The 19,062-nt window shown below is 60.7% G+C and carries 16 protein-coding genes; 10 read left to right on the forward strand and 6 right to left on the reverse strand.

Annotation, left to right across the window (positions count from 1 at the left end; translation table 11 throughout):
- Nucleotides 1-27 precede the first annotated feature (27 nt).
- On the forward strand, nt 28-303 hold the full coding sequence (locus ACNAZA_RS01450; protein WP_415794616.1) for a hypothetical protein: 276 nt from the start codon (nt 28-30) through the stop codon (nt 301-303).
- Here ACNAZA_RS01450 and ACNAZA_RS01455 read toward each other — a convergent pair.
- Nucleotides 268-1,230 carry a LysR substrate-binding domain-containing protein gene (locus ACNAZA_RS01455; protein ID WP_415794617.1) on the reverse strand — a complete coding sequence of 321 codons (963 nt, stop codon included), beginning with the start codon at nt 1,228-1,230 and terminating at the stop codon, nt 268-270. The genes ACNAZA_RS01450 and ACNAZA_RS01455 overlap by 36 nt on opposite strands.
- 148 nt (nt 1,231-1,378) lie before the next feature.
- On the opposite strand from ACNAZA_RS01455, the gene ACNAZA_RS01460 reads away from it, so the two are divergent.
- The 4 genes from ACNAZA_RS01460 to ACNAZA_RS01475 all read left to right on the forward strand — a co-directional run bounded on the left by ACNAZA_RS01460 (nt 1,379) and on the right by ACNAZA_RS01475 (nt 6,290).
- Complete coding sequence (locus tag ACNAZA_RS01460) at nt 1,379-2,383, forward strand: tripartite tricarboxylate transporter substrate binding protein BugE (RefSeq protein ID WP_415794618.1); 1,005 nt, start codon at nt 1,379-1,381, stop codon at nt 2,381-2,383.
- Between the two features lie 14 nt (nt 2,384-2,397).
- The gene (locus ACNAZA_RS01465; RefSeq protein WP_415794619.1) at nt 2,398-3,294 is read left to right on the forward strand and encodes an N-formylglutamate amidohydrolase; all 897 of its coding nucleotides are present in this window, start codon (nt 2,398-2,400) and stop codon (nt 3,292-3,294) included.
- 212 nt (nt 3,295-3,506) lie between these two features.
- The gene (locus ACNAZA_RS01470) at nt 3,507-5,135 is read left to right on the forward strand and encodes a tetratricopeptide repeat protein (protein WP_415794620.1); all 1,629 of its coding nucleotides are present in this window, start codon (nt 3,507-3,509) and stop codon (nt 5,133-5,135) included.
- Nucleotides 5,136-5,342: 207 nt separating this feature from the next.
- A complete protein-coding gene (locus tag ACNAZA_RS01475; RefSeq protein WP_415794911.1) occupies nt 5,343-6,290 on the forward strand; it encodes a Bug family tripartite tricarboxylate transporter substrate binding protein in 948 nt (315 codons plus the stop codon).
- A 157-nt stretch (nt 6,291-6,447) separates the two neighbouring features.
- Here ACNAZA_RS01475 and ugpQ read toward each other — a convergent pair whose 3' ends face one another.
- From ugpQ to ugpB, 5 genes are all read right to left on the reverse strand, one after another.
- Nucleotides 6,448-7,224, reverse strand: coding sequence for a glycerophosphodiester phosphodiesterase (ugpQ, locus tag ACNAZA_RS01480; RefSeq protein ID WP_415794621.1), 777 nt, complete (start codon nt 7,222-7,224; stop codon nt 6,448-6,450).
- Between the two features lie 113 nt (nt 7,225-7,337).
- Nucleotides 7,338-8,345: a sn-glycerol-3-phosphate import ATP-binding protein UgpC gene (locus tag ACNAZA_RS01485; protein WP_415794622.1), complete on the reverse strand. Its 1,008-nt coding sequence runs from the start codon at nt 8,343-8,345 to the stop codon at nt 7,338-7,340.
- 50 nt (nt 8,346-8,395) lie between these two features.
- Nucleotides 8,396-9,244, reverse strand: coding sequence for a sn-glycerol-3-phosphate ABC transporter permease UgpE (ugpE, locus tag ACNAZA_RS01490; RefSeq protein ID WP_120966414.1), 849 nt, complete (start codon nt 9,242-9,244; stop codon nt 8,396-8,398).
- Nucleotides 9,245-9,301: 57 nt separating this feature from the next.
- On the reverse strand, nt 9,302-10,183 hold the full coding sequence (gene ugpA / locus ACNAZA_RS01495) for a sn-glycerol-3-phosphate ABC transporter permease UgpA (RefSeq protein WP_120966415.1): 882 nt from the start codon (nt 10,181-10,183) through the stop codon (nt 9,302-9,304).
- Nucleotides 10,184-10,301: 118 nt separating this feature from the next.
- Nucleotides 10,302-11,615: a sn-glycerol-3-phosphate ABC transporter substrate-binding protein UgpB gene (gene ugpB / locus ACNAZA_RS01500; protein ID WP_415794623.1), complete on the reverse strand. Its 1,314-nt coding sequence runs from the start codon at nt 11,613-11,615 to the stop codon at nt 10,302-10,304.
- A gap of 511 nt (nt 11,616-12,126) precedes the next feature.
- On the opposite strand from ugpB, the gene ACNAZA_RS01505 reads away from it, so the two are divergent.
- The 5 genes from ACNAZA_RS01505 (at nt 12,127) to ACNAZA_RS01525 (ending at nt 19,059) form a co-directional block, all read left to right on the forward strand.
- Nucleotides 12,127-16,044: a DUF3683 domain-containing protein gene (locus tag ACNAZA_RS01505; RefSeq protein ID WP_415794624.1), complete on the forward strand. Its 3,918-nt coding sequence runs from the start codon at nt 12,127-12,129 to the stop codon at nt 16,042-16,044.
- 8 nt (nt 16,045-16,052) lie between these two features.
- On the forward strand, nt 16,053-16,493 hold the full coding sequence (locus tag ACNAZA_RS01510; protein WP_415794625.1) for an HIT family protein: 441 nt from the start codon (nt 16,053-16,055) through the stop codon (nt 16,491-16,493).
- Nucleotides 16,494-16,556: 63 nt separating this feature from the next.
- Complete coding sequence (locus ACNAZA_RS01515) at nt 16,557-16,976, forward strand: gamma-butyrobetaine hydroxylase family protein (protein ID WP_415794626.1); 420 nt, start codon at nt 16,557-16,559, stop codon at nt 16,974-16,976.
- Nucleotides 16,977-17,237: 261 nt separating this feature from the next.
- Entirely contained in the window at nt 17,238-17,969 is a 732-nt protein-coding gene (gene ubiE / locus ACNAZA_RS01520; protein ID WP_120966419.1) for a bifunctional demethylmenaquinone methyltransferase/2-methoxy-6-polyprenyl-1,4-benzoquinol methylase UbiE, read from the forward strand.
- Between the two features lie 58 nt (nt 17,970-18,027).
- Complete coding sequence (locus ACNAZA_RS01525; RefSeq protein WP_415794627.1) at nt 18,028-19,059, forward strand: Tim44 domain-containing protein; 1,032 nt, start codon at nt 18,028-18,030, stop codon at nt 19,057-19,059.
- Nucleotides 19,060-19,062 lie beyond the last annotated feature (3 nt).

Consider the following 19,062-nt stretch of genomic DNA (forward strand, 5'->3'; position numbering starts at 1 on the left):
CTTTGCCTTGGAATCGGAGTGGTGAGCGTGGATCTGCTGGCGAGCGTGAATCATTTGCTGAACTGGCTGGCCCCGGCTTTTTTCATGGCTCTGGGCATGGTGAGCTGTGCACGAATTTTCAAGATGAATCAAGGTGTAGCCCTTGGTTATAAAGCGCAGATAGCTATCAATTTTGCTGTCGGATGTCTGGTTTTGCTGGCCGGTCTATGGTGGCTGGGACGCGACGGGAAAATGGCCACTTACGCACTGCTGGTCTTGTCAAGTGCCTTATGTCAGTGGGTTCTTTCCAAAGCCTGGCGTTAAGGTGTTTTGCGCTAAATCAAGCTTTTGAGGCGGTATTGCCCGAGGCGCAGCCTGCTCCAGCACCCATTGCCTGAACTGTTCAAGCGTTGTGGACGGCGATCGCCCCGCCGGACGGCAGAGAAAGTAGCCGCGCTCTATATGCACCGGCGCGTTCAAGGCCAGGGCCACGCGGCCCGAGGCCAGATCCTCTTCCACCAGACAGCGCTGCACCACGGCCACGCCCATGCCTGCGGCCACGGCCTGGGTCAGCAAGGCCACGGTTTCAAAGTCTGCCGCCGGCGGCGGGCAGGGCTCTGTAATGCCCTGGGCCTGCATCCAGCAAGCCCAGTTGCCCGGGTAATTGGTATGAAACAGCAGTGGCCTGGTCAGCAGGTTTTGGGCGGTTTGAATCGCCTGCGGGCCTTGCAGCTCACGCGGATGACAGATGGGAATGAGGTCGCGGCCGATCACATAGTCGGCATGGATATCGACCGGCCAGCGGCTGCCCACGCGAATCCAGGCATCGATTTCGGGGGCGTTCAAGGCATCGTCGCGCTTGTAGGGCGCAAAGGACAGCATGACGCCGGGGTGGCGGGCGCTGAAATCCGGCAGGCGCGGAATCAGCCAGTGGCTGAATATCGTGGGCGCCACCGATAGCCGCAGCTGCGGGCCATGGCGGCGCTTGCGGGCGGCGGCCGAGGCTGCTTCGATGGCGGTGATGGCCGGCTCCACCGCTTGCAGATAGGTCTGGCCGGCAGCGGTGAGCGTGTTGCGTCGGCCCTGGCGTTCAAACAGGGCAAAGCCCAGATGTTCTTCCAGTCGAGCCACGGCGCGGCTGATGCCTCCCTGGGTAACGTATAGCTCCTGCGCGGCCAGAGAAAAACTGCCCAGGCGGGCAGCGGCTGCAAAAGCGTGAAGTTCTGATAGAGAGGGCGAGTGCATGCGCATGACGGAGCGAATTATGACGGCTGGTAATACTTGCGTGCCATCTTGTCGCTTTTCTTGAATCAAGCAGGCCCACAGAATCCTGACGAGGGTCGGATGTCTACGCATCCGATGTCATAACCGTCCAGCAAAAAAACCAAGGAGAAGCCGCATGGCTGTTCGTAGCACCGTTCGTCGCACTGTTTTGTCCACCATCGCTGCCTGCGCCGCAGTGGCTGCCGCAGCACCTGCCGTGTTCGCCGCAGAGAGCGCCGCCGATTACCCCAGCCGTCCGATTCGCCTGGTCGTGCCTTTTGGTGCCGGCGGCTCCACCGACATGGTGGCCCGCTTGCTGGCCGAGAAGATGAGCACGGTGCTGGGCAAGTCGGTCGTGGTGGATAACAAGGGCGGTGCGGGTGGCTCCATCGGTGCCTCCGAAATCGCCAAGGCCGCGCCCGATGGCTACACCATAGGCATGGCCACGGTGTCCACCCACGGCTCCAACCCCGCCATCTTTCGCAAGCTGCCCTATGACGCGATCAAGGACTTTGCTCCCATCACCAATGTGATGAGCGTGCCCAGCGTGTTCGTGGTCAATGCCAGCGTGCCAGCCAAGACCATGAAGGAGTTCATCGCCCTGGCCAAGGCCAATCCCGGCAAGTACAGCTTTGCCTCGCCGGGCACGGGTTCGCTGGGCCACGCGAATATCGAGAACTTCATGAACCTGGCCGGTATCGATCTGCTGCACATTCCCTACAAGGGCGCAGGCCAGGCGATTACCGATGCGCTGGGCGGCCAGGTGAATGCCATGACGGACAACCTGCCTTCGACGCTGCCTCATATCAAGAATGGACAACTGCGCCCTCTGGCGGTGCTGGCCTTCAAGCGCGCCGACGTGCTGCCCGATGTGCCCACCTATACCGAACTGGGCTACGCGCCCATGGGCGATGGCGGCTGGTTTGGTCTGGTGGCGCCCGCCGGCACGCCCAAGCCCATCATCGACAAGCTCAATGCGGCGGCTCACAAAGTCATGGCCATGCCTGACTACCTGGAAAAGCAAAAGTCCATTTCAGGCGAATCCATGGGCAACACGCCCGAGCAGTTCTCCCAGCAGATCAAGGCTGCGATCGCCCGCTACACGGCCGTGGCCAAGCGCGCCAATATCAAGCTGGACTGATGCGGACGCTCTGAATGCAACAAGCCGACTTTTTGCAGGCGCGGCCGGATGAACCGGTCGTCCTCCACCTGCCTCTGGGTGAGGTCTTGCCGCTGGTATGCGACTCGCCCCACAGCGGAACGGCCTATCCGGCCGATTTCGGCCATGCCGTGCCCATGAGCCTGCTGCGCCGTGGCGAGGACACGCATGTGGCCACGCTATGGGATCGCTGGCCGCAATTCGGCGCCACGCTGATCGAGGCCACTTTCCCGCGCACCTACATCGATCCCAACCGCAACGAGTCCGATCTGGACCCGGCACAGATCGAGGGCGAATGGCCGGTCGCGCTTTCGCCCAGCATCAAGACCCAGCAAGGCCTGGGCCTGATCTGGCAGCGCATCAGCAAGGACGGTGTTGCCACGCCGCTATACGAGCGCAAACGCACGGTGGCCGAGCTTGAACAGCGCATTGCCCGCTACTGGCGGCCTTACCACGCGGTGCTGGCGCAGGCCATCGATGCCAGCGTGGCGCGATTTGGTGCTGTCTGGCATCTGAATCTGCATTCCATGCCCAATGACGTCTACCAGCGCCTGGGTCGTACCGATGCCCCGCCGCTGGCCGACTTTGTGCTGGGCGACCGCGACGGCACGACTTGTGCGCCGGAGTTCATTCGGCTGATAGGCGAGACGCTGGCCGGCTTTGGCTACAGCGTGGCCTATAACGAGCCTTACAAGGGCGTGGAGCTGATTGGGCGCATAGGCCAGCCGCAGCTCAACCGCCATTCGCTGCAGATTGAAATTCGCCGCCCCGTCTATATGAACGAGGACACGCGTGAGCCCAATGCCGGGTTTGTCCCTCTGCAGCAGCATTTCAGGCAGTTGATGGCCGTGGTTGCCGACTATGTGCGGCAAGAAGCGGGCAAGCTGCGCTAACTTGCTGCAAAAAACCAAGAAAAGCACCCGGTTCGCCGGGTGTTTTTTTGTCTAAGCAGCCTGGGTCTTTGAGAAAAAAGTAGCAAAAGACTGTGGCTCAGAAGCCGCGACAGCCCATTCCGTCACCAATCCTGGGTGGGAATCAGTTACGCTCGCTGGTTAGTGTCTTCATGTCTCTGATGTAACTAGGCACATCAAGGAAATCTACTGGAATGAAATTCACCCCCATCGCTGCGCTGGTCATAACGAGTCTGGCCACCATTGCCCAGAGCGCTACAGCGCAAGTCGGTGCGGAAGGACGCATGAACTTCATGCGCGATGCCCGTAACAGCGCCACCGGCCCGCAATTCGAAAACAGCCGTTTGCAATACGGGCCCTTGCCCGTGCCAGGAGCGCGCTCCACGGCCGCTTCCGGCCCGCTGCAGGCGGCCGAGCGCGGTGATGCCAAAGCGCAAAACCAGCTGGGCGAGATGTATGCCCATGGCCAGGGCGTGCCACAGAACGCGGCCATGGCGGCCCAGTGGTTCCGCAAGGCGGCCGTCCAAGGTCATGCCGGTGCGCAAAACAGCCTGGGCGTGGCCTATGCCGCTGGCCAGGGCCTGCCACAAAACTACCGCGAAGCGGCTCAGTGGTATCTGCGTTCTGCCCAGCAGGGCAATGCCATTGCGCAATACAACCTGTCCCGCCTGTACCAGGACGGTCAGGGCGTTCCCCAGAACTATGGAACAGCGGCCCAGTGGCTGGAAAAAGCGGCCGCTCAAGGCCATGTGGTGGCCCAGTTCGAGCTGGGTCAGCGCTATATGAAGGCCAATGGCGTGGAGGCCAATCCGCTCAAGGCGGCAGACTGGTTCAAGAAAGCGGCCGAGCAAGGCCATGCCGAAGCCCAGAATCAGCTGGGCGCCATGTATGCCGACGGCCTGGGTGTGAAGAGCGACCCTGCACAGGCTGCACAGTGGCTGCAGCGCGCGGCCGAGCAAGGCGATGCGCGTGCCCAGAACAGTCTGGGTCGCATGTATATGGATGGCACAGGCGTGCCGCGCGACTACAGCCTGGCGGCTTCGTGGCTGCAAAAAAGTGCCGAGCAATGGAACCCCGACGGCCAGAACAATCTGGGTCGTCTGTATCTGTACGGTCTGGGCGTGGTCTACAGCCCGGCGTTTGCGGCCCAGTGGTTCCAGCGCGCAGCAGATCAGGGTCATGCCGACGCCCAGTACAACCTGGGCACCGTGTATGCCGAAGGCCTGGGCACGCCCCAGAACTTTGATACCGCCCTGGTCTGGTACCGCAAGGCGGCCGACCAAGGCCATGCCGCCGCAACCAACAACATCGGCACTCTTTATGCCGAAGGCCGTGGCGTGCCGCAAAGCTATGCCACCGCTTTGCAGTGGTTCACCCGTGCTGCCGAAAAAGGCGATGCCGCAGCCCAGTTCAACGTGGCACGCATGTATGCCGATGGCCAGGGCACGGCTGCCAATCCGGCCCAGGCTTTGCGCTGGTATGAAAAAGCCGGCCAGCAAAACCATGCCGCAGCCCAGAATCGTCTGGGTGTGATGTACGCCGAAGGCCAGGGCACGGCCCGCGACTACGGCAAGGCCGTGCACTGGTACCAGCGCGCAGCCGAGCAAGGCGATGCCGCCGCTCAGTACAACCTGGGCATGGTTTATGCGCAGGGCCAGGGTGTGCCGCGCGATCCCGCCAAAGCCTACTTCTGGTACAACCTGGCCGCCATGGAGCTGGGTGGCGAAGCGGCCAAGCGCCGTGACGAAACGGCGCAGAATCTGTCCATCGTCCAGGTGGCCGAGGTTCAGAACAAGGCGCTGGTCTGGCAGCCCAAACGCTGATTCCAGTCAGCACCGCCAAAAGCGCTTCCCGAGGGAGGCGCTTTTTCATGGGTAATTGCTGATGTGGCGCGGCCGCTTGAGTCTGCTTGCGCCGCTAAACTCTAAACAAAGCCGCATTGCATTCGGGGTGGGTGCATGCGGCTTCCCATTTTTCGCAACGAGGAGACAACAATGAAAAAAATCACACGCCGCAGTCTGGCCGGCCTGATGGCGGCCGCCGGTTTGCTGGGCTCTTTGGCCGCACAGGCAGCCGATGCCTTTCCCAGCAAGCCCATTCGCCTGGTCGTTGGCTTTCCCGCCGGCGGTCCGCTGGATCAGCATGCGCGATTGCTGACCGACAAGCTACAAGGCGTGCTGGGCCAGCCCATCATCGTGGATTACAAGCCCGGTGCCGGCGGTGCCGTGGGGGCGCAGGACGTGATGAAGTCGCCTGCCGACGGCTACACGCTGATGCTGGCCAATACCGGTGTGATGGTGATCAACCCCGCGCTCTATCCCAAGTTGCCCTATGCCACCTTGAAGGACTTTGTTCCCGTGGCGCGCACCGCCATGCAGCCGCTGGCGCTGCTGGTCAACAACAAGGTGCCTGCCAACACGCTGCAGGAGTTCATTGCGTACTCCAAGGCCAATCCTGGCAAGGTCAATTTCGGTTCGGCCGGCAACGGCGGTATCAGCCATCTGGTGCCCGAGATGTTCAAGAGTGCGACGGCGCTGGATCTGGTTCACATTCCCTACAAGGGTAGCGCACCGGCCTTTACCGATCTGATCGGCGGTCAGGTGCAGTTCATGGCCGAGAGCATTCCGCAGGCCGCCGCCTATCACAAGCAGGGCAAGGTGCGCGCTCTGGCCGTGACCAGCAAGGAGCGCAACCCGGCCCTGCCTGAAGTACCCACCGTGATCGAGTCCGGCATCAAAGGCTTTGAGGTGGTGGGCTTCTACGGTTTCCTGGCCCCGGCAGGCACTTCCAAGGAGGTGATTGCCAAGCTCAGCAATGCCTTCCAGCAGGTCATGACACTGCCCGAAGTGCGCAGCCGCATGGTGGAGCAGGGAGCCGATCCGGCCTTCCTGGGCGCGGATGCGTTTGCCAAGTTCCTGGCGGGCGAGATGCCGCGCTGGGCGGCGGCGGTCAAGGCTTCCGGCACGAAGATGGACTGATGGATATCGCTTGCTGAAAAGCCAAAGCCCGGCCGTTTGAAAGCGGTCGGGCTTTTTTGATGCTCTTGATTCAGTAGCGTCTAGCGCATTTGTTTATTGAATTTCAGGCCTTCTTATGCCTGGAACTCATGAAAAACAAGCGCTATCTGCTTCTGTTTTAGATAGCCATGCCGGTTTGCGAGGGGCTGAACATGTCCACGCGATCGGTGATGATGCCGTCCGTGCCCAGATCGATCAGGCGCTGGGCGGCCCATTCATCGTTGACCGTGTAGCTGCTGCAGCGCAGACCGGCGTCATGCACCTTGGTCACCAGCTCGCGGTTCCACAGGCCGTGGTTGAGCACCATGGCCGAGCAGTCCAGTTCCAGTGCGATCAGCAGATCCGCATCGCCTGTGCCATCGGCAAATTTGTCGACCAGCAGGCCGCGCAGCACCTGCGGTGCCACATCCCTTGCACCCTTGAGCGACGCCGGCTTGAATGAGGTGAACAGAGGCTGGACGATGTCCTTGGGCCAGATGCGGTTCATCAGCTCGCCGCAGGCGCGCCCGGTTTCCTCTTCCTGGCCTGGGGTGGGCTTGATTTCCACGTTCAGGTGCAGATTATTGGCCAGGCACCAGCGGGCCAGAGCCTCCAGCGTAGGCAGGTTCTCGCCCGTGTAGGCACGCGAATGCCAGCTGCCGGCATCGAGCTGGGCCAGCTGGCCCATGGTCAGTTCGCCGCCTATGCCGTGGCCGGTGGTCGTGCGCTCCAGCGTGGCGTCGTGCATCAGAAACAGCACGCCGTCCTTGCTGAGCTTGGCATCGCATTCAAAAAAGCGGTAGCCGTGGTGGGCGCCCAGGCGAAAGGCGCTCATGGTGTTCTCGGGAGCCAGCTTGCCGGCGCCGCGGTGAGCGACCCAACGGGGATAGGGCCAGGGTTTCAAAGCAGTAGTCATGATCGATTGAACTTGTGCCAACGTGACAAGAGCGCCGCAAGTGCAGGACTTGGGCGCTCTTCAAGATTAATCAGTAGCGATTAACGTGGTTCGCAGGGCGTGTAAACGTTCTGTCAGATGCGTTTGCCGGTTTCGGCATTGAACCAGTGCAGACGGTCTTCGCGGGCGGAAATGCGGGCGGTTTCACCGGGCTTGGGGAAGGGCTTGCCTTCTTCCACGCGCACGGTGACGTCTTCACCGCCGACCTTGCCGTACAGCAGGCGTTCGGCGCCCAGCAGTTCCACGGTATCGACCTTGAAGTCCCAGCCGCCGGCATCCACCAGATCGATGTGCTCGGGGCGGATGCCCAGAATCTGACCGGCCTTGCCATTGGGGGCTTTCTTGAGCAGGTTCATGGGTGGCGAGCCGATGAAGCCGGCCACAAACACCGAGGCGGGCGTGTGGTAGACCTCTTCGGGGGTGCCGAACTGCTCTACATAGCCGCCGTTCATGACGATCATGCGCTGGGCCAGGGTCATGGCTTCGACCTGATCGTGGGTCACGAACAGGCTGGTGATGCCCAGTTCGGCGTGCAGCTTCTGGATTTCGATGCGGGTCTGGCCGCGCAGCTTGGCGTCCAGGTTGGACAGCGGCTCGTCAAACAGGAAAACCTGAGGCTGGCGCACGATGGCGCGGCCCATGGCCACGCGCTGGCGCTGGCCGCCCGACAGCTGGCGGGGCTTGCGGTCCAGCAGGTGAGACAGCTCCAGAATCTTGGCGGCCTTGTCCACGCGGCGCTTGATTTCGTCTTCGGGCACCTTGGCGAGCTTCAGGCCGTAGGCCATGTTCTCGTAGTTGCTCATGTGCGGGTACAGCGCGTAGTTCTGGAACACCATGGCGATGTTGCGCTTGGCAGGTTCCAGGTTGTTGACGACCTTGTCGCCAATCATCAGATCGCCGCCGGTAATTTCTTCCAGGCCGGCAATCATGCGCAGCAAAGTGGACTTGCCGCAGCCCGAGGGGCCGACCAGCACGACGAATTCGCCGTCCTTGATTTCAGCGTTCACGCCATGGATGACGGGCACGGCAGCCTTGCCGGTGCCGTAACGCTTGACGATGTTCTTGAGGGAAATGGATGCCATAACGGTGTCTTGTTCAATCGGTCAAAAGATGGTGGATGGGCAGGCGGGGATTACTTTTCGGTATCCACCAAGCCTTTGACAAACCACTTTTGCATCAGCATCACCACCAGGGTCGGTGGCAGCATGGCAATGATGGCGGTCGCCATCACGATGTTCCAGTCCACGGCGGCTTCACCGCCGGCCAGCATGCGCTTGATGCCGATCACCACGGGGTACATGTCTTCCGAGGTGGTCATGAGCAGCGGCCACAGGTACTGGTTCCAGCCGTAGATGAACTGGATCACGAACAGCGCGGCAATCGAGGTGCGCGACAGGGGCACCAGGATGTCCTTGAAAAAGCGCATGGCGCCGGCGCCGTCAATGCGGGCCGCTTCCACCAGCTCGTCCGGCACGCTCAAAAAGAACTGACGGAACAGGAAGGTGGCCGTGGCCGATGCGATCAGCGGCAGGGACAGACCGGCATAGCTGTTCAACAGGCCCAGCTCCGCCACTACTTTGTAAGTGGGCAGGATACGCACTTCCACGGGCAGCATCAGGGTCATGAAAATGGCCCAAAAGCAGATCATCTTGAAGGGAAAGCGGAAGTAGACGATGGCGAAGGCCGACAGCAGCGAGATCGCGATCTTGCCCACCGTGATGATCATGGCGACGACAAAGCTCACCCACATCATGTGGACGACGTTGGTGCTGGAGCCCAGCTTGCCGGAGCCGATCAGGGCTTCCTTGTAGTTTTCCCACAGGTGCATGCCTGGCAGCAGCGGCATGGGCGACTGCACGATGGCATCGGCCGTGTGGGTGGAAGCGACGAAAGCCAGATACAGCGGGAAGGCAACGATGGCCACGCCCAGAATCAATACGGCGTGGGAGATGATGTTGAGCCAGGGGTTGCGATCAACCATGAGTGGACTCCAGGTTCACGGAATTTGAAGCTATGGGGGACAGGGAGAAGCGGCGCATCAGTACTGCACCTTCTTTTCCACATAGCGGAACTGGATCACGGTCAACACAATCACGATCAGCATCAGGATCACGGACTGGGCTGCAGAGCCGCCCAGGTCCAGCGCCTTGAAGCCATCCTGATAGACCTTGTAGACCAGAATCGAAGTCGACTGGCCCGGGCCGCCCTGGGTTGCCGCGTCAATGATGCCGAAGGTTTCAAAGAAGGCATAGACGATGTTGATCACCAGCAGGAAGAAGGTGGTGGGCGACAGCAGCGGCAGCTGGATGTTCCAGAAGCGGCGCCATGGGCCAGCACCATCAATCGAGGCGGCTTCGATCAGCGCCTTGGGAATGGATTGCAAACCTGCCAGGAAGAACAGGAAGTTGTAGGAAATCTGTTTCCACACCGAGGCCAGCACAATCAGTGTCATGGCCTGGCCTTCATTCATCAGGTGGTTCCAGGTATAGCCCAGCTTGCCCAGGAAATACGCCACCACGCCGATGGAGGGCGAGAACATGAACACCCACAGCACGCCGGCAATCACGGGGGCGACGGCGTAGGGGACGATCAGCAAGGTCTTGTAGACCATGGCGAAGCGCACGATGCGGTCCGCAAAAATAGCCAGGGCCAGAGACACCGTGATGCCGACGCCAGCCACCAGAACCGAGAACAGCGCTGTGCGCTTGAAAGACTCAAGATAGGTGGGGTCGCTGAACAGCTGGCGGAAGTTGTCCAGGCCCACCCATTCGGTGCTCATGCCGAATGCATCTTCCATCTGGAAGGACTGCAGCACGGCTTGTCCTGCGGGCCAGAAGAAGAAGATGGCAATGATCAATAGCTGGGGGGCTATCAGCACCCAGGGCAGCCATCCGGATCGGAAAAGTACGCGTTTTTCCATAAGGATTCACAAATAAAAAAACCGCCGGAGCCAGGATGCAGCACACGGGGTGTTGTGGTCGCAGTGCCCCGGATTGGGGCACTGCAGGCCTTATGGCATCAGCAAGATGCCAAGGGGATTAGTTTTTGTAGGAGCGCTCGAAGCGGGCCAGCAGTTCGTTGCCACGGCTCACGATGGAGTCCAGGGCTTGTTTGCCGGTCTTCTTGCCTGCCCACACTTGTTCGAGCTCTTCATCCTCGATGGTGCGGATCTGCACATAGTTGCCCAGACGGATACCGCGCGAGTTGTCGGTCACCTTGCGGATCATCTGCGTCACAGCCGTGTCGGTGCCGGGGTGCTTGGCGTAGAAACCGGACTTTTCGGTCAGGTCATACGCGGCCATGGTCACGGGCAGGTAGCCTGTGCGTTGGTGCGAAGCAGCCTGCACCTTGGTTTGCGACAGGAATTCGAAGAACTTGGCCACGCCCTTGTAGCGTTCTGGGCTCTTGCCGGCCATGACCCACAGCGAAGCGCCGCCGATCACGGTGTTCTGAGGAGCGCCCTTGACATCGGGGTAGTAGGGCAGGGGAGCCAGGCCGTAGCTGAACTTGGCATTCTTGGCCACGTCGCCGTAGAAGCCGGACGAGGTCTGGATCATGGCGCATTCACCGGCGGTGAACGATGCCTGTGCCGTCGAGGCGCGGCCCTTGTACACAAACTCACCGGCCTTGGCTGCGGCGCCCAGGTTATCGATGTGCTTGACGTGCAGAGGGGAGTTGATCTTCAGGCGGGCCTTGTAGCCATTGGCGCTCAGACCATTGTGTTCGGTGGCGAACTCCACGTTGTGCCAGGTGGAGAAGGACTCCAGCTGGGTCCAGCCCTGCCATGCCAGCGTCATAGGGCAGCTGTGGCCGCTTTCCTTGAGCTTCTTGGCAGCTGCAAACACTTCAGGCCAAGTCTTGGGGGCGACGTCGGGGTTCAGGCCGGCCTTCTTGAAGGCGTCCTTGTTGTAGTAGAAGATGGTGGTGGAGCTGTTGAAAGGGAAGCTCAGCATCTGGCCGTTGGGGGCGGTGTAGTAACCGGCCACGGCAGGGATGTAGGCCTTGGGGTCGAAAGACACACCGGCATCGGCCATCACCTTGCCCACGGGAATGGTGGCGCCCTTGGAAGCCATCATGGTGGCGGTGCCCACTTCAAACACTTGCAGGATGTCAGGCGCATTGCCCGAACGGAAGGCCGCAATGGCTGCCGTCATCGATTCGTCATAGACGCCCTTGAAGGTAGGGACAATCTTGTAGTCCTTCTGGCTCTCGTTGAACTGCTTGGCCAGGTCGTTGACCCACTCGTTGTTCACGGCAGTCATGGAATGCCACCATTGGATTTCGGTGGTGGCTTGTGCCGAGAAGGCGGTGGCGGCGACGGCAGCGGCCAGGGCCAGTTGCTTGAATTGCATGAAAGCTCCTCTAACGTTCGGTGACGAAATGTGCAGTGCTGCACATTAGGTTATACGTGTGACATATGCGTGTCATTGTTTTCATCCACTCCACGCAAGACCACAGGCCAAACCCGCTGTTTTACAGTTGCATGACAACAAAATGACTCTTGCTTATGCGCGAAGTTGCGCCATTCTAGGTCAAGACAATTTCGTTTCAAGTTGTCATGTTTTCGGTTTGGGTTGTTTTTGTTTCGCAACTGGTTGCTTTTACGGGTGGATTCCCGAACTTCGTGGTCTTGATGCGACATAAAGCACCCAGAGCGCAAAGGCTTGAAATGCACTTTGCCTGTGATGCAGCTTCCGGTGCAGATGCAGAATTTGTGATAGCGCAGGCCGGGCCTGCTCTCGTTGGTGAGGAGACGCTTTCCCACAGGAGAGTCCTCAGGGCTGCATGAGCAGGCCGGCTCGCATAAAATCTGCGTCCCACTGGCTTAGGGGCGCTGTCAGACGCCCAACACGGTCTACCCCCATGAATGTACCGATTGCGCTGGCCGCCGCATTGCATGCCCCGGCTGCCGAACCCGCACGACTGCGAGAAATTCCCTATAACTACACCTCGTTCTCTGACCGTGAGATCGTGATTCGCCTGTTGGGCTCATCCATGTGGGATGTGCTCAACCAGCTGCGCCAGGAGCGGCGTACAGGTCGATCGGCTCGCATGCTCTACGAGGTGCTGGGAGACATCTGGGTTGTGCAGCGCAATCCTTATCTGCAGGACGATTTGCTGGATAACCCCGGCCGCCGCAAGTCCCTGGTGGAAGCGCTGGCCCACCGTCTGTCCGAGATCGATAAGCGCCGCGAACCCCAGGGTGACGCCGCGCGCGATCAGCTGGTGGGGCAACTGGTGGAAGCGGCCCACCGTGCCGTGCACGAATTCAATGCCACTTTTGTCGAGGCAGAGCAGCTGCGCCGCCGCGCGCAGAAGACGCTGCGCCGCTACACGGCCAAGGACAACATCAAGTTTGACGGCCTCTCACGCGTGGCCCATGTGACCGACGCGACCGACTGGCGTGTCGAATATCCGTTTGTGGTGCTGACGCCCGACTCCGAAGCCGAGATGGCCGGTCTGGTCAAGGGCTGTATCGAGCTGGGTTTGACCATTATTCCGCGTGGAGGCGGCACCGGATATACGGGTGGTGCTATACCTTTGACATGGCGCTCGGTGGTGATCAACACCGAAAAGCTGGAAGCATTGACCGAGGTGGAAATGCGCCGCATCCCCGGCGTGGACCACGATGTGCCCACCATCTTCTCGGAAGCCGGCGTGGTGACGCAGCGCGTGGCCGATGCGGCCGAACGCGGCGGTTATGTGTTTGCGGTGGATCCGACCTCCATCGAAGCCTCCTGCATCGGCGGCAACGTGGCCATGAATGCCGGCGGCAAAAAAGCCGTGCTCTGGGGTACGGCGCTGGACAATCTGGTGTCCTGGCGCATGGTGACGCCCGATGCGCAGTGGCTGGAAGTCACGCGTCTGGATCACAACCTGGGCAAGATTCACGATGCCGAAATGGCCTGCTTCGAGCTGAAGTACTTCGAAGCCGATGGCAAGACCCATATTCGCAGCGAACGCCTGGATATCCCGGGTCAGACTTTCCGCAAGGAAGGCCTGGGCAAGGATGTGACGGACAAATTCCTGGCTGGCCTGCCCGGTATTCAGAAGGAAGGCACGGACGGCCTGATCACCAGCGCCCGCTGGGTGGTGCACCGCATGCCGGCCCACACCCGCACGGTGTGCATGGAGTTCTTTGGCAACGCCAAGGATGCCGTGCCCTCCATCGTCGAGATCAAGGACTATATGTTCGCCGAGCAAAAACGCTCGGGCGTGCTGCTGGCCGGTCTGGAGCATCTGGACGACCGCTACCTCAAGGCCGTGGGTTACGCGACCAAGAGCAAAAAGGGCAACGGCAAGCTGCCCAAGATGGTGCTGCTGGGCGATATCGCCGGCGACGATGCCGATGAAGTGGCCCGCGTGACCAGCGAAGTGGTGCGCATTGCCAATTCGCGCAACGGTGAAGGTTTCATTGCCATCAGTGCCGAGGCGCGCAAGAAATTCTGGCTGGACCGCAAGCGCACGGCTGCCATCTCGCGCCATACCAACGCCTTCAAGATTAATGAAGACGTGGTGATTCCTTTGCCGCGCATGGCCGAGTACACCGACGGCATCGAGCGCATCAATATCGAATTGAGCCTGCGCAACAAGCTCAAGCTCTGCGACGAGCTGGCCAACTTTTTCAGGCATGGCGATCTGCCCCTGGGCAAGCAAGATGATGCAGGCGATATTCCTGCGGCCGAACTGCTGGAAGACCGCGTGCACCAGGCGCTGGCTCTGGTGGCCGAGGTGCGCGAGCTGTGGCAAGGCTGGCTGGATGGCGTGGCAACACTGTTCCCGCAACTGCAGGACCACACGCTGCGCGCCAGCTGGAAGACCCAGCTCAAGGAGCCGCTGTCCCTGATTTTTGCGGGTGCGGCCTTCCAGCCGCTGCAGGCTGCGGTTAATGCCACTCACCAGAAGGTGCTCAAGGGCCGCGTCTGGGTGGCGCTGCACATGCATGCCGGCGATGGCAATGTGCACACCAACATTCCCGTCAACAGCGATGACTATGAAATGCTGCAGACCGCGCACGAAGCCGTGGCCCGCATCATGAAGCTGGCGCGCAGTCTGGATGGTGTGATCTCGGGCGAGCACGGCATCGGTATCACCAAGCTGGAGTTCTTGTCGGACGCCGAACTGGCACCGTTTGCCGCCTACAAGAAGAAGGTGGACCCGGAAGGGCGCTTCAACAAGGGCAAGCTGATCCGCAATGAAGAGTGGGATGCTTCGGCGCATCAAAGCCACGACGGGCGCTCGCCGCGCGAGTCGCTGATGTTTGCCGATCTGACCAATGCCTACACGCCGTCTTTCGGCCTGATGGGCTATGAGTCCATCATCATGCAGCAGTCGGATATCGGTGCGATTGCCAATTCCGTCAAGGACTGCCTGCGCTGCGGCAAGTGCAAGCCCGTGTGCGCCACCCATGTGCCGCGCGCCAATCTGCTGTATTCGCCCCGCAACAAGATTTTGGCCACCTCGCTGCTGGTGGAAGCCTTCCTCTACGAAGAGCAGACCCGCCGCGGTGTGTCCATCAAGCACTGGCAGGAGTTTGAAGACGTGGCCGATCACTGCACGGTCTGCCACAAGTGCTTCAACCCTTGCCCGGTCAAGATCGACTTTGGCGATGTGACCATGAATATGCGCAATCTGCTGCGCAAGATGGACAAGAAGAGCTTCCGTCCCGGCAACAAGCTGGCCATGACCATGCTCAACGCCACCAATCCGGACACCATCAAGTTCATGCGTACCGCCATGGTGGGCGTGGGCTTCAAGGCCCAGCGTCTGGCTGCCGACGTGCTGCAAAGCTTCGCCAAGAAGCAGACGGCGCATCCGCCCGCATCGGTGGGCACGGCGCCCATCAAGGAGCAGGTGATCCACTTCATCAACAAGAAGCTGCCCGGCGGTCTGCCCAACAAGACGGCGCGCGCCTTGCTGGATATTGAAGACAAGGATTACGTGCCCATCATCCGCAACCCGCAGAAAACCAGTGCGGATACGGAGGCGGTGTTCTATTTCCCCGGCTGCGGCTCCGAGCGTCTGTTCAGCCAGGTCGGTCTGGCCACGCAGGCCATGCTATGGCATGCGGGTGTGCAGACGGTGTTGCCGCCAGGCTATCTGTGCTGCGGCTATCCCCAGCGCGGCAGCGGTCAGTTCGACAAGGCCGAGAAGATGATCACGGACAACCGTGTTCTCTTCCACCGGGTGGCCAACACCCTGAACTACCTCGATATCAAGACCGTGGTGGTGAGCTGCGGTACCTGCTACGACCAGCTGCAGGGCTACGAGTTCGACAAGATCTTCCCTGGCTGCCGCATCATCGACATCCATGAATATCTGCTGGAAAAAGGCATCACCCTGGAAAACAAGGGTGCTTACCTCTACCACGACCCCTGCCACACGCCCATGAAGACGCAGGACCCCATGAAGACCGTCAAGGCCTTGATGGGCGATAACGTGCTCAAGAGCGAACGCTGCTGCGGCGAGTCCGGCACGCTGGGCGTGACGCGTCCCGATATCTCCACCCAGATCCGTTTCCGCAAGACCGAAGAAATCCGCAAGGGCGAGGCCGAGTTGCGTGACAACGGTCAGCTGGGTGTCAAGGACAACGTCAAGATTCTGACCAGCTGCCCCAGCTGCCTGCAAGGCCTGTCGCGCTACGGCAATGACCTGAACAACGGTCTGCTCGAAGCCGACTACATCGTGGTCGAGATGGCGCGCGACATTCTGGGTGAGAACTGGATGGCCGAATACGTGGATCGCGCCAATCAGGGCGGCATCGAACGCGTCTTGGTATAAGGCAAGTCATGAGCATCCCTGCAACATGCCCTTTGTGTGACAGCGACGGCGGTACCCTCATCTGGAGCGGTGCCAAGCTGCGCGTCATCCGTGCCCAGGAGGCGGGCTTTCCCGGCTTTTACCGCGTGGTCTGGACTGCGCATGTGGCCGAGTTCTCGGACCTGAGCGCTGCCGATCGCAGCCTGTGCATGGAAGCGGTGACCGTGGTGGAGCGCGTGCTGCGCGAGCAGCTCTCGCCCACCAAGATCAACTTGGCGGCGCTGGGCAATATGGTGGCCCATCTGCACTGGCATGTGATTGCCCGTTATGACTGGGACAGCCATTTTCCCGCGCCCATCTGGGCGGGCGCCCAGCGCGGACGCGACGAGCAGCGGGAATCCGAGCTTGTCCAGCGGCTGCCCCAGGTCGATGCGGCGCTGGTTGCCGCGCTCAATACCTGGGCGGCATAAGAGATCGAGATTGCGAGAAAGGGCGGCTATGTGCCGCCCTTTTATCCATTGAAGGAGAACATCATGGCCGGATTGCAAGCCAACACCCCTTTGCCAGAGTCGCTGACCGTGCATGGCGCTTCGCGCGCGCTGGAAGTGTCTTACTCGGACGGCAAGTCCTTTCGCATCCCTTTCGAGCTGCTGCGCGTGTACTCGCCTTCGGCCGAGGTGCAGGGCCATGGCCCGGGCCAGGAAGTGCTGCAGACGGGCAAGCGCGAGGTCAGCATCACCACCATCGAGCCCGTGGGCAACTACGCCATCAAGCCGTTTTTCAGTGATGGCCATGAAAGCGGTTTGTATACCTGGGAATACCTCTATCAGCTCGGCAGCCAGCAGGATGCGCTGTGGCAACAGTATCTGCAGCGCTTGCAGGAAGCGGGCCTGGATCGCGATACGCCCATGCCTGGCAAGAGTGCCGGCGGCCACGGCTGCAGCGTTCACTGAAGGCGCAGGCGCCGCGCATTCCGTGCATCTGAGGGTGCAGACATTTGCGCGTCATGCTTGCTAATCGTGCTGCAAGCACCACAAGGCCGCTGTGCAAGACGCAGGGTTATGTGTTCTGGTGCTATATTTAACGTAGCTAATAGCGCTTTCATATCAAGGGCTTGAGGCTGATTCTTTTATAAAACCATAGTGCTTCAAAGCCTGTAGTCGCACGGGGTTGTCGCTGTACGCCTCGGCACTGCCTGCTTAGCATTCATCGTTATGAGCTCCACACACTTCGGATTCCAGTCAGTTGATGAAAGCGAGAAGGCCGGTCGCGTACGCGGCGTGTTCGACTCCGTGGCCTCCAAATATGACGTCATGAACGACGTGATGTCGGGTGGTCTGCATCGTGCCTGGAAGGCATATACCGTCATGGTTGCCAACCTCAAGGAAGGCGATAAGGCGCTGGATATAGCGGGCGGCACGGGCGATCTGGCCCTGGCTTTTTCCAAGAAGGTCGGCATGTCCGGCCAGGTGGTGCACACCGACATCAACGAAGCCATGCTGCGCGTGGGGCGCGATCGCCTCACCGACAAGGGCGTGATTTTGCCGACGCTGGTCTGCGATGCGGAAAAGCTGCCTTTCCCTGATGGTCACTTCGACCTGGTCAGCGTGGCCTTCGGCCTGCGCAACATGACGCACAAGGATCAGGCCCTCAAGGAAATGAACCGGGTGCTGCGCCCCGGCGGCAAGTTGCTGGTGCTGGAATTTTCCAAGGTGGCCAAGCCCCTGGAGAAGGTCTACGACTTCTATTCGTTCAAGATCTTGCCGGCCATGGGTCAGATGATTGCCGGTGATGCCGAGAGCTATCGCTATCTGGCCGAATCGATTCGCATGCACCCCGGCCAGCAGGAGCTCAAGGCCTTGATGCAGGAATGCGGTTTTGGCCATGTGGACTATCACAATATGACGGGCGGCATCTGCGCCCTGCATGTGGGTATCAAGTGCTGAGCGCGTCCCGCGTTTGGCTTGGTGGTTAGTTTTTTTTCAGATTAATTGGGGAATGAGCATGAGAAAGCTGTGGTCAATAGTCTTGGTTGCGATGCTGGTGGTTGCGCATGGACAGGCAGATGCCAAGCGCATGGGCGGCGGCTCGTCGGTCGGCAAACAGTCCAGCAACGTGACGCAGCGCAACAGCTCGGCTGCTCCTGCCCAGAATCCACAGGCTCCGCAGCAAAATGCAGCGCAGCAAAACCGTCCCGGTACGCCGGCTGCAGCGCCTGCTGCAGCTCCCAAGAAGCCTTGGGGCGCCATGCTGGGCGGGCTGGCAGCGGGTCTGGGCCTGGCCTGGCTGGCGAATTCGCTGGGCTTTGGCGAAGCCTTTGGCAATTTCTTGATGATGGCTTTGCTGGCCATGGTGGCCATGGCAGTGATCGGCATGATCATGCGCGCGCGCCGCAACAACCAGGCTGCCACGGCAGCCCCCATGAGCAACAGCCCCTTCGCTTTTCAGGGTGCCGCCCCTGCGGGCGCTGGCAATACGGGTAGCGCCAATGCCAGCCAGGCACGCCAGTACAACCCCGAAAAAGTGGGCAACGATGCATCGGCCCGCCCCTGGGAGCAAGAGCATCTGCTGGCCGGTGCTGGCGCCGGTGCTGCTGCCGCAGGTGGTTCCATGATTGGCTCTGCCCTGTCGGGCTCGCAAGTCTGGGGTGTGCCTGATGGTTTCGATACCGATGGTTTCCTGACCGCAGCCAAGCGCAATTTTGTGACGCTGCAATCGGCCTGGGATCGCTCCGACATCGGCTCGCTGCGCTCGATGATGACCGATGAAATGCTGTCGGAGATCCGTGGTCAGCTGTCCGAGCGCGAGTCCCAGCGCGGCGGCGAACCCAACCACACCGATGTGCTCATGATCGATGCCCAGCTGCTGGGTATTGAGGACCTGGGCAACGACTACATGGCCAGCGTGGAGTTCTCCGGCATGATCCGCGAGGAAGCCTCCGCAGGCCCCAGCCCCTTCCGCGAAGTCTGGAATATGACCAAGCCCAAGAGCGGCAGCAGCGGCTGGTTGGTGGCCGGCGTGCAAGCCCTGCAATAAGCC

The sequence above is a fragment of the Comamonas aquatilis genome (genome assembly GCF_965139575.1).
In the GTDB taxonomy this organism is placed as follows: domain Bacteria; phylum Pseudomonadota; class Gammaproteobacteria; order Burkholderiales; family Burkholderiaceae_C; genus Comamonas; species Comamonas aquatilis.

Coding starts and splice junctions, on each gene's coding strand:
- ACNAZA_RS01455 (WP_415794617.1), bottom strand. CDS start 1,230: ATGCGCATGCACTCGCCCTCTCTATCAGAACTTCACGCTTTTGCAGCC.
- ACNAZA_RS01460 (WP_415794618.1), top strand. CDS start 1,379: ATGGCTGTTCGTAGCACCGTTCGTCGCACTGTTTTGTCCACCATCGCT.
- ACNAZA_RS01465 (WP_415794619.1), top strand. CDS start 2,398: ATGCAACAAGCCGACTTTTTGCAGGCGCGGCCGGATGAACCGGTCGTC.
- ACNAZA_RS01470 (WP_415794620.1), top strand. CDS start 3,507: ATGAAATTCACCCCCATCGCTGCGCTGGTCATAACGAGTCTGGCCACC.
- ACNAZA_RS01475 (WP_415794911.1), top strand. CDS start 5,343: ATGGCGGCCGCCGGTTTGCTGGGCTCTTTGGCCGCACAGGCAGCCGAT.
- ugpQ (WP_415794621.1), bottom strand. CDS start 7,224: ATGACTACTGCTTTGAAACCCTGGCCCTATCCCCGTTGGGTCGCTCAC.
- ACNAZA_RS01485 (WP_415794622.1), bottom strand. CDS start 8,345: ATGGCATCCATTTCCCTCAAGAACATCGTCAAGCGTTACGGCACCGGC.
- ugpE (WP_120966414.1), bottom strand. CDS start 9,244: ATGGTTGATCGCAACCCCTGGCTCAACATCATCTCCCACGCCGTATTG.
- ugpA (WP_120966415.1), bottom strand. CDS start 10,183: ATGGAAAAACGCGTACTTTTCCGATCCGGATGGCTGCCCTGGGTGCTG.
- ugpB (WP_415794623.1), bottom strand. CDS start 11,615: ATGCAATTCAAGCAACTGGCCCTGGCCGCTGCCGTCGCCGCCACCGCC.
- ACNAZA_RS01505 (WP_415794624.1), top strand. CDS start 12,127: ATGAATGTACCGATTGCGCTGGCCGCCGCATTGCATGCCCCGGCTGCC.
- ACNAZA_RS01510 (WP_415794625.1), top strand. CDS start 16,053: ATGAGCATCCCTGCAACATGCCCTTTGTGTGACAGCGACGGCGGTACC.
- ACNAZA_RS01515 (WP_415794626.1), top strand. CDS start 16,557: ATGGCCGGATTGCAAGCCAACACCCCTTTGCCAGAGTCGCTGACCGTG.
- ubiE (WP_120966419.1), top strand. CDS start 17,238: ATGAGCTCCACACACTTCGGATTCCAGTCAGTTGATGAAAGCGAGAAG.
- ACNAZA_RS01525 (WP_415794627.1), top strand. CDS start 18,028: ATGAGAAAGCTGTGGTCAATAGTCTTGGTTGCGATGCTGGTGGTTGCG.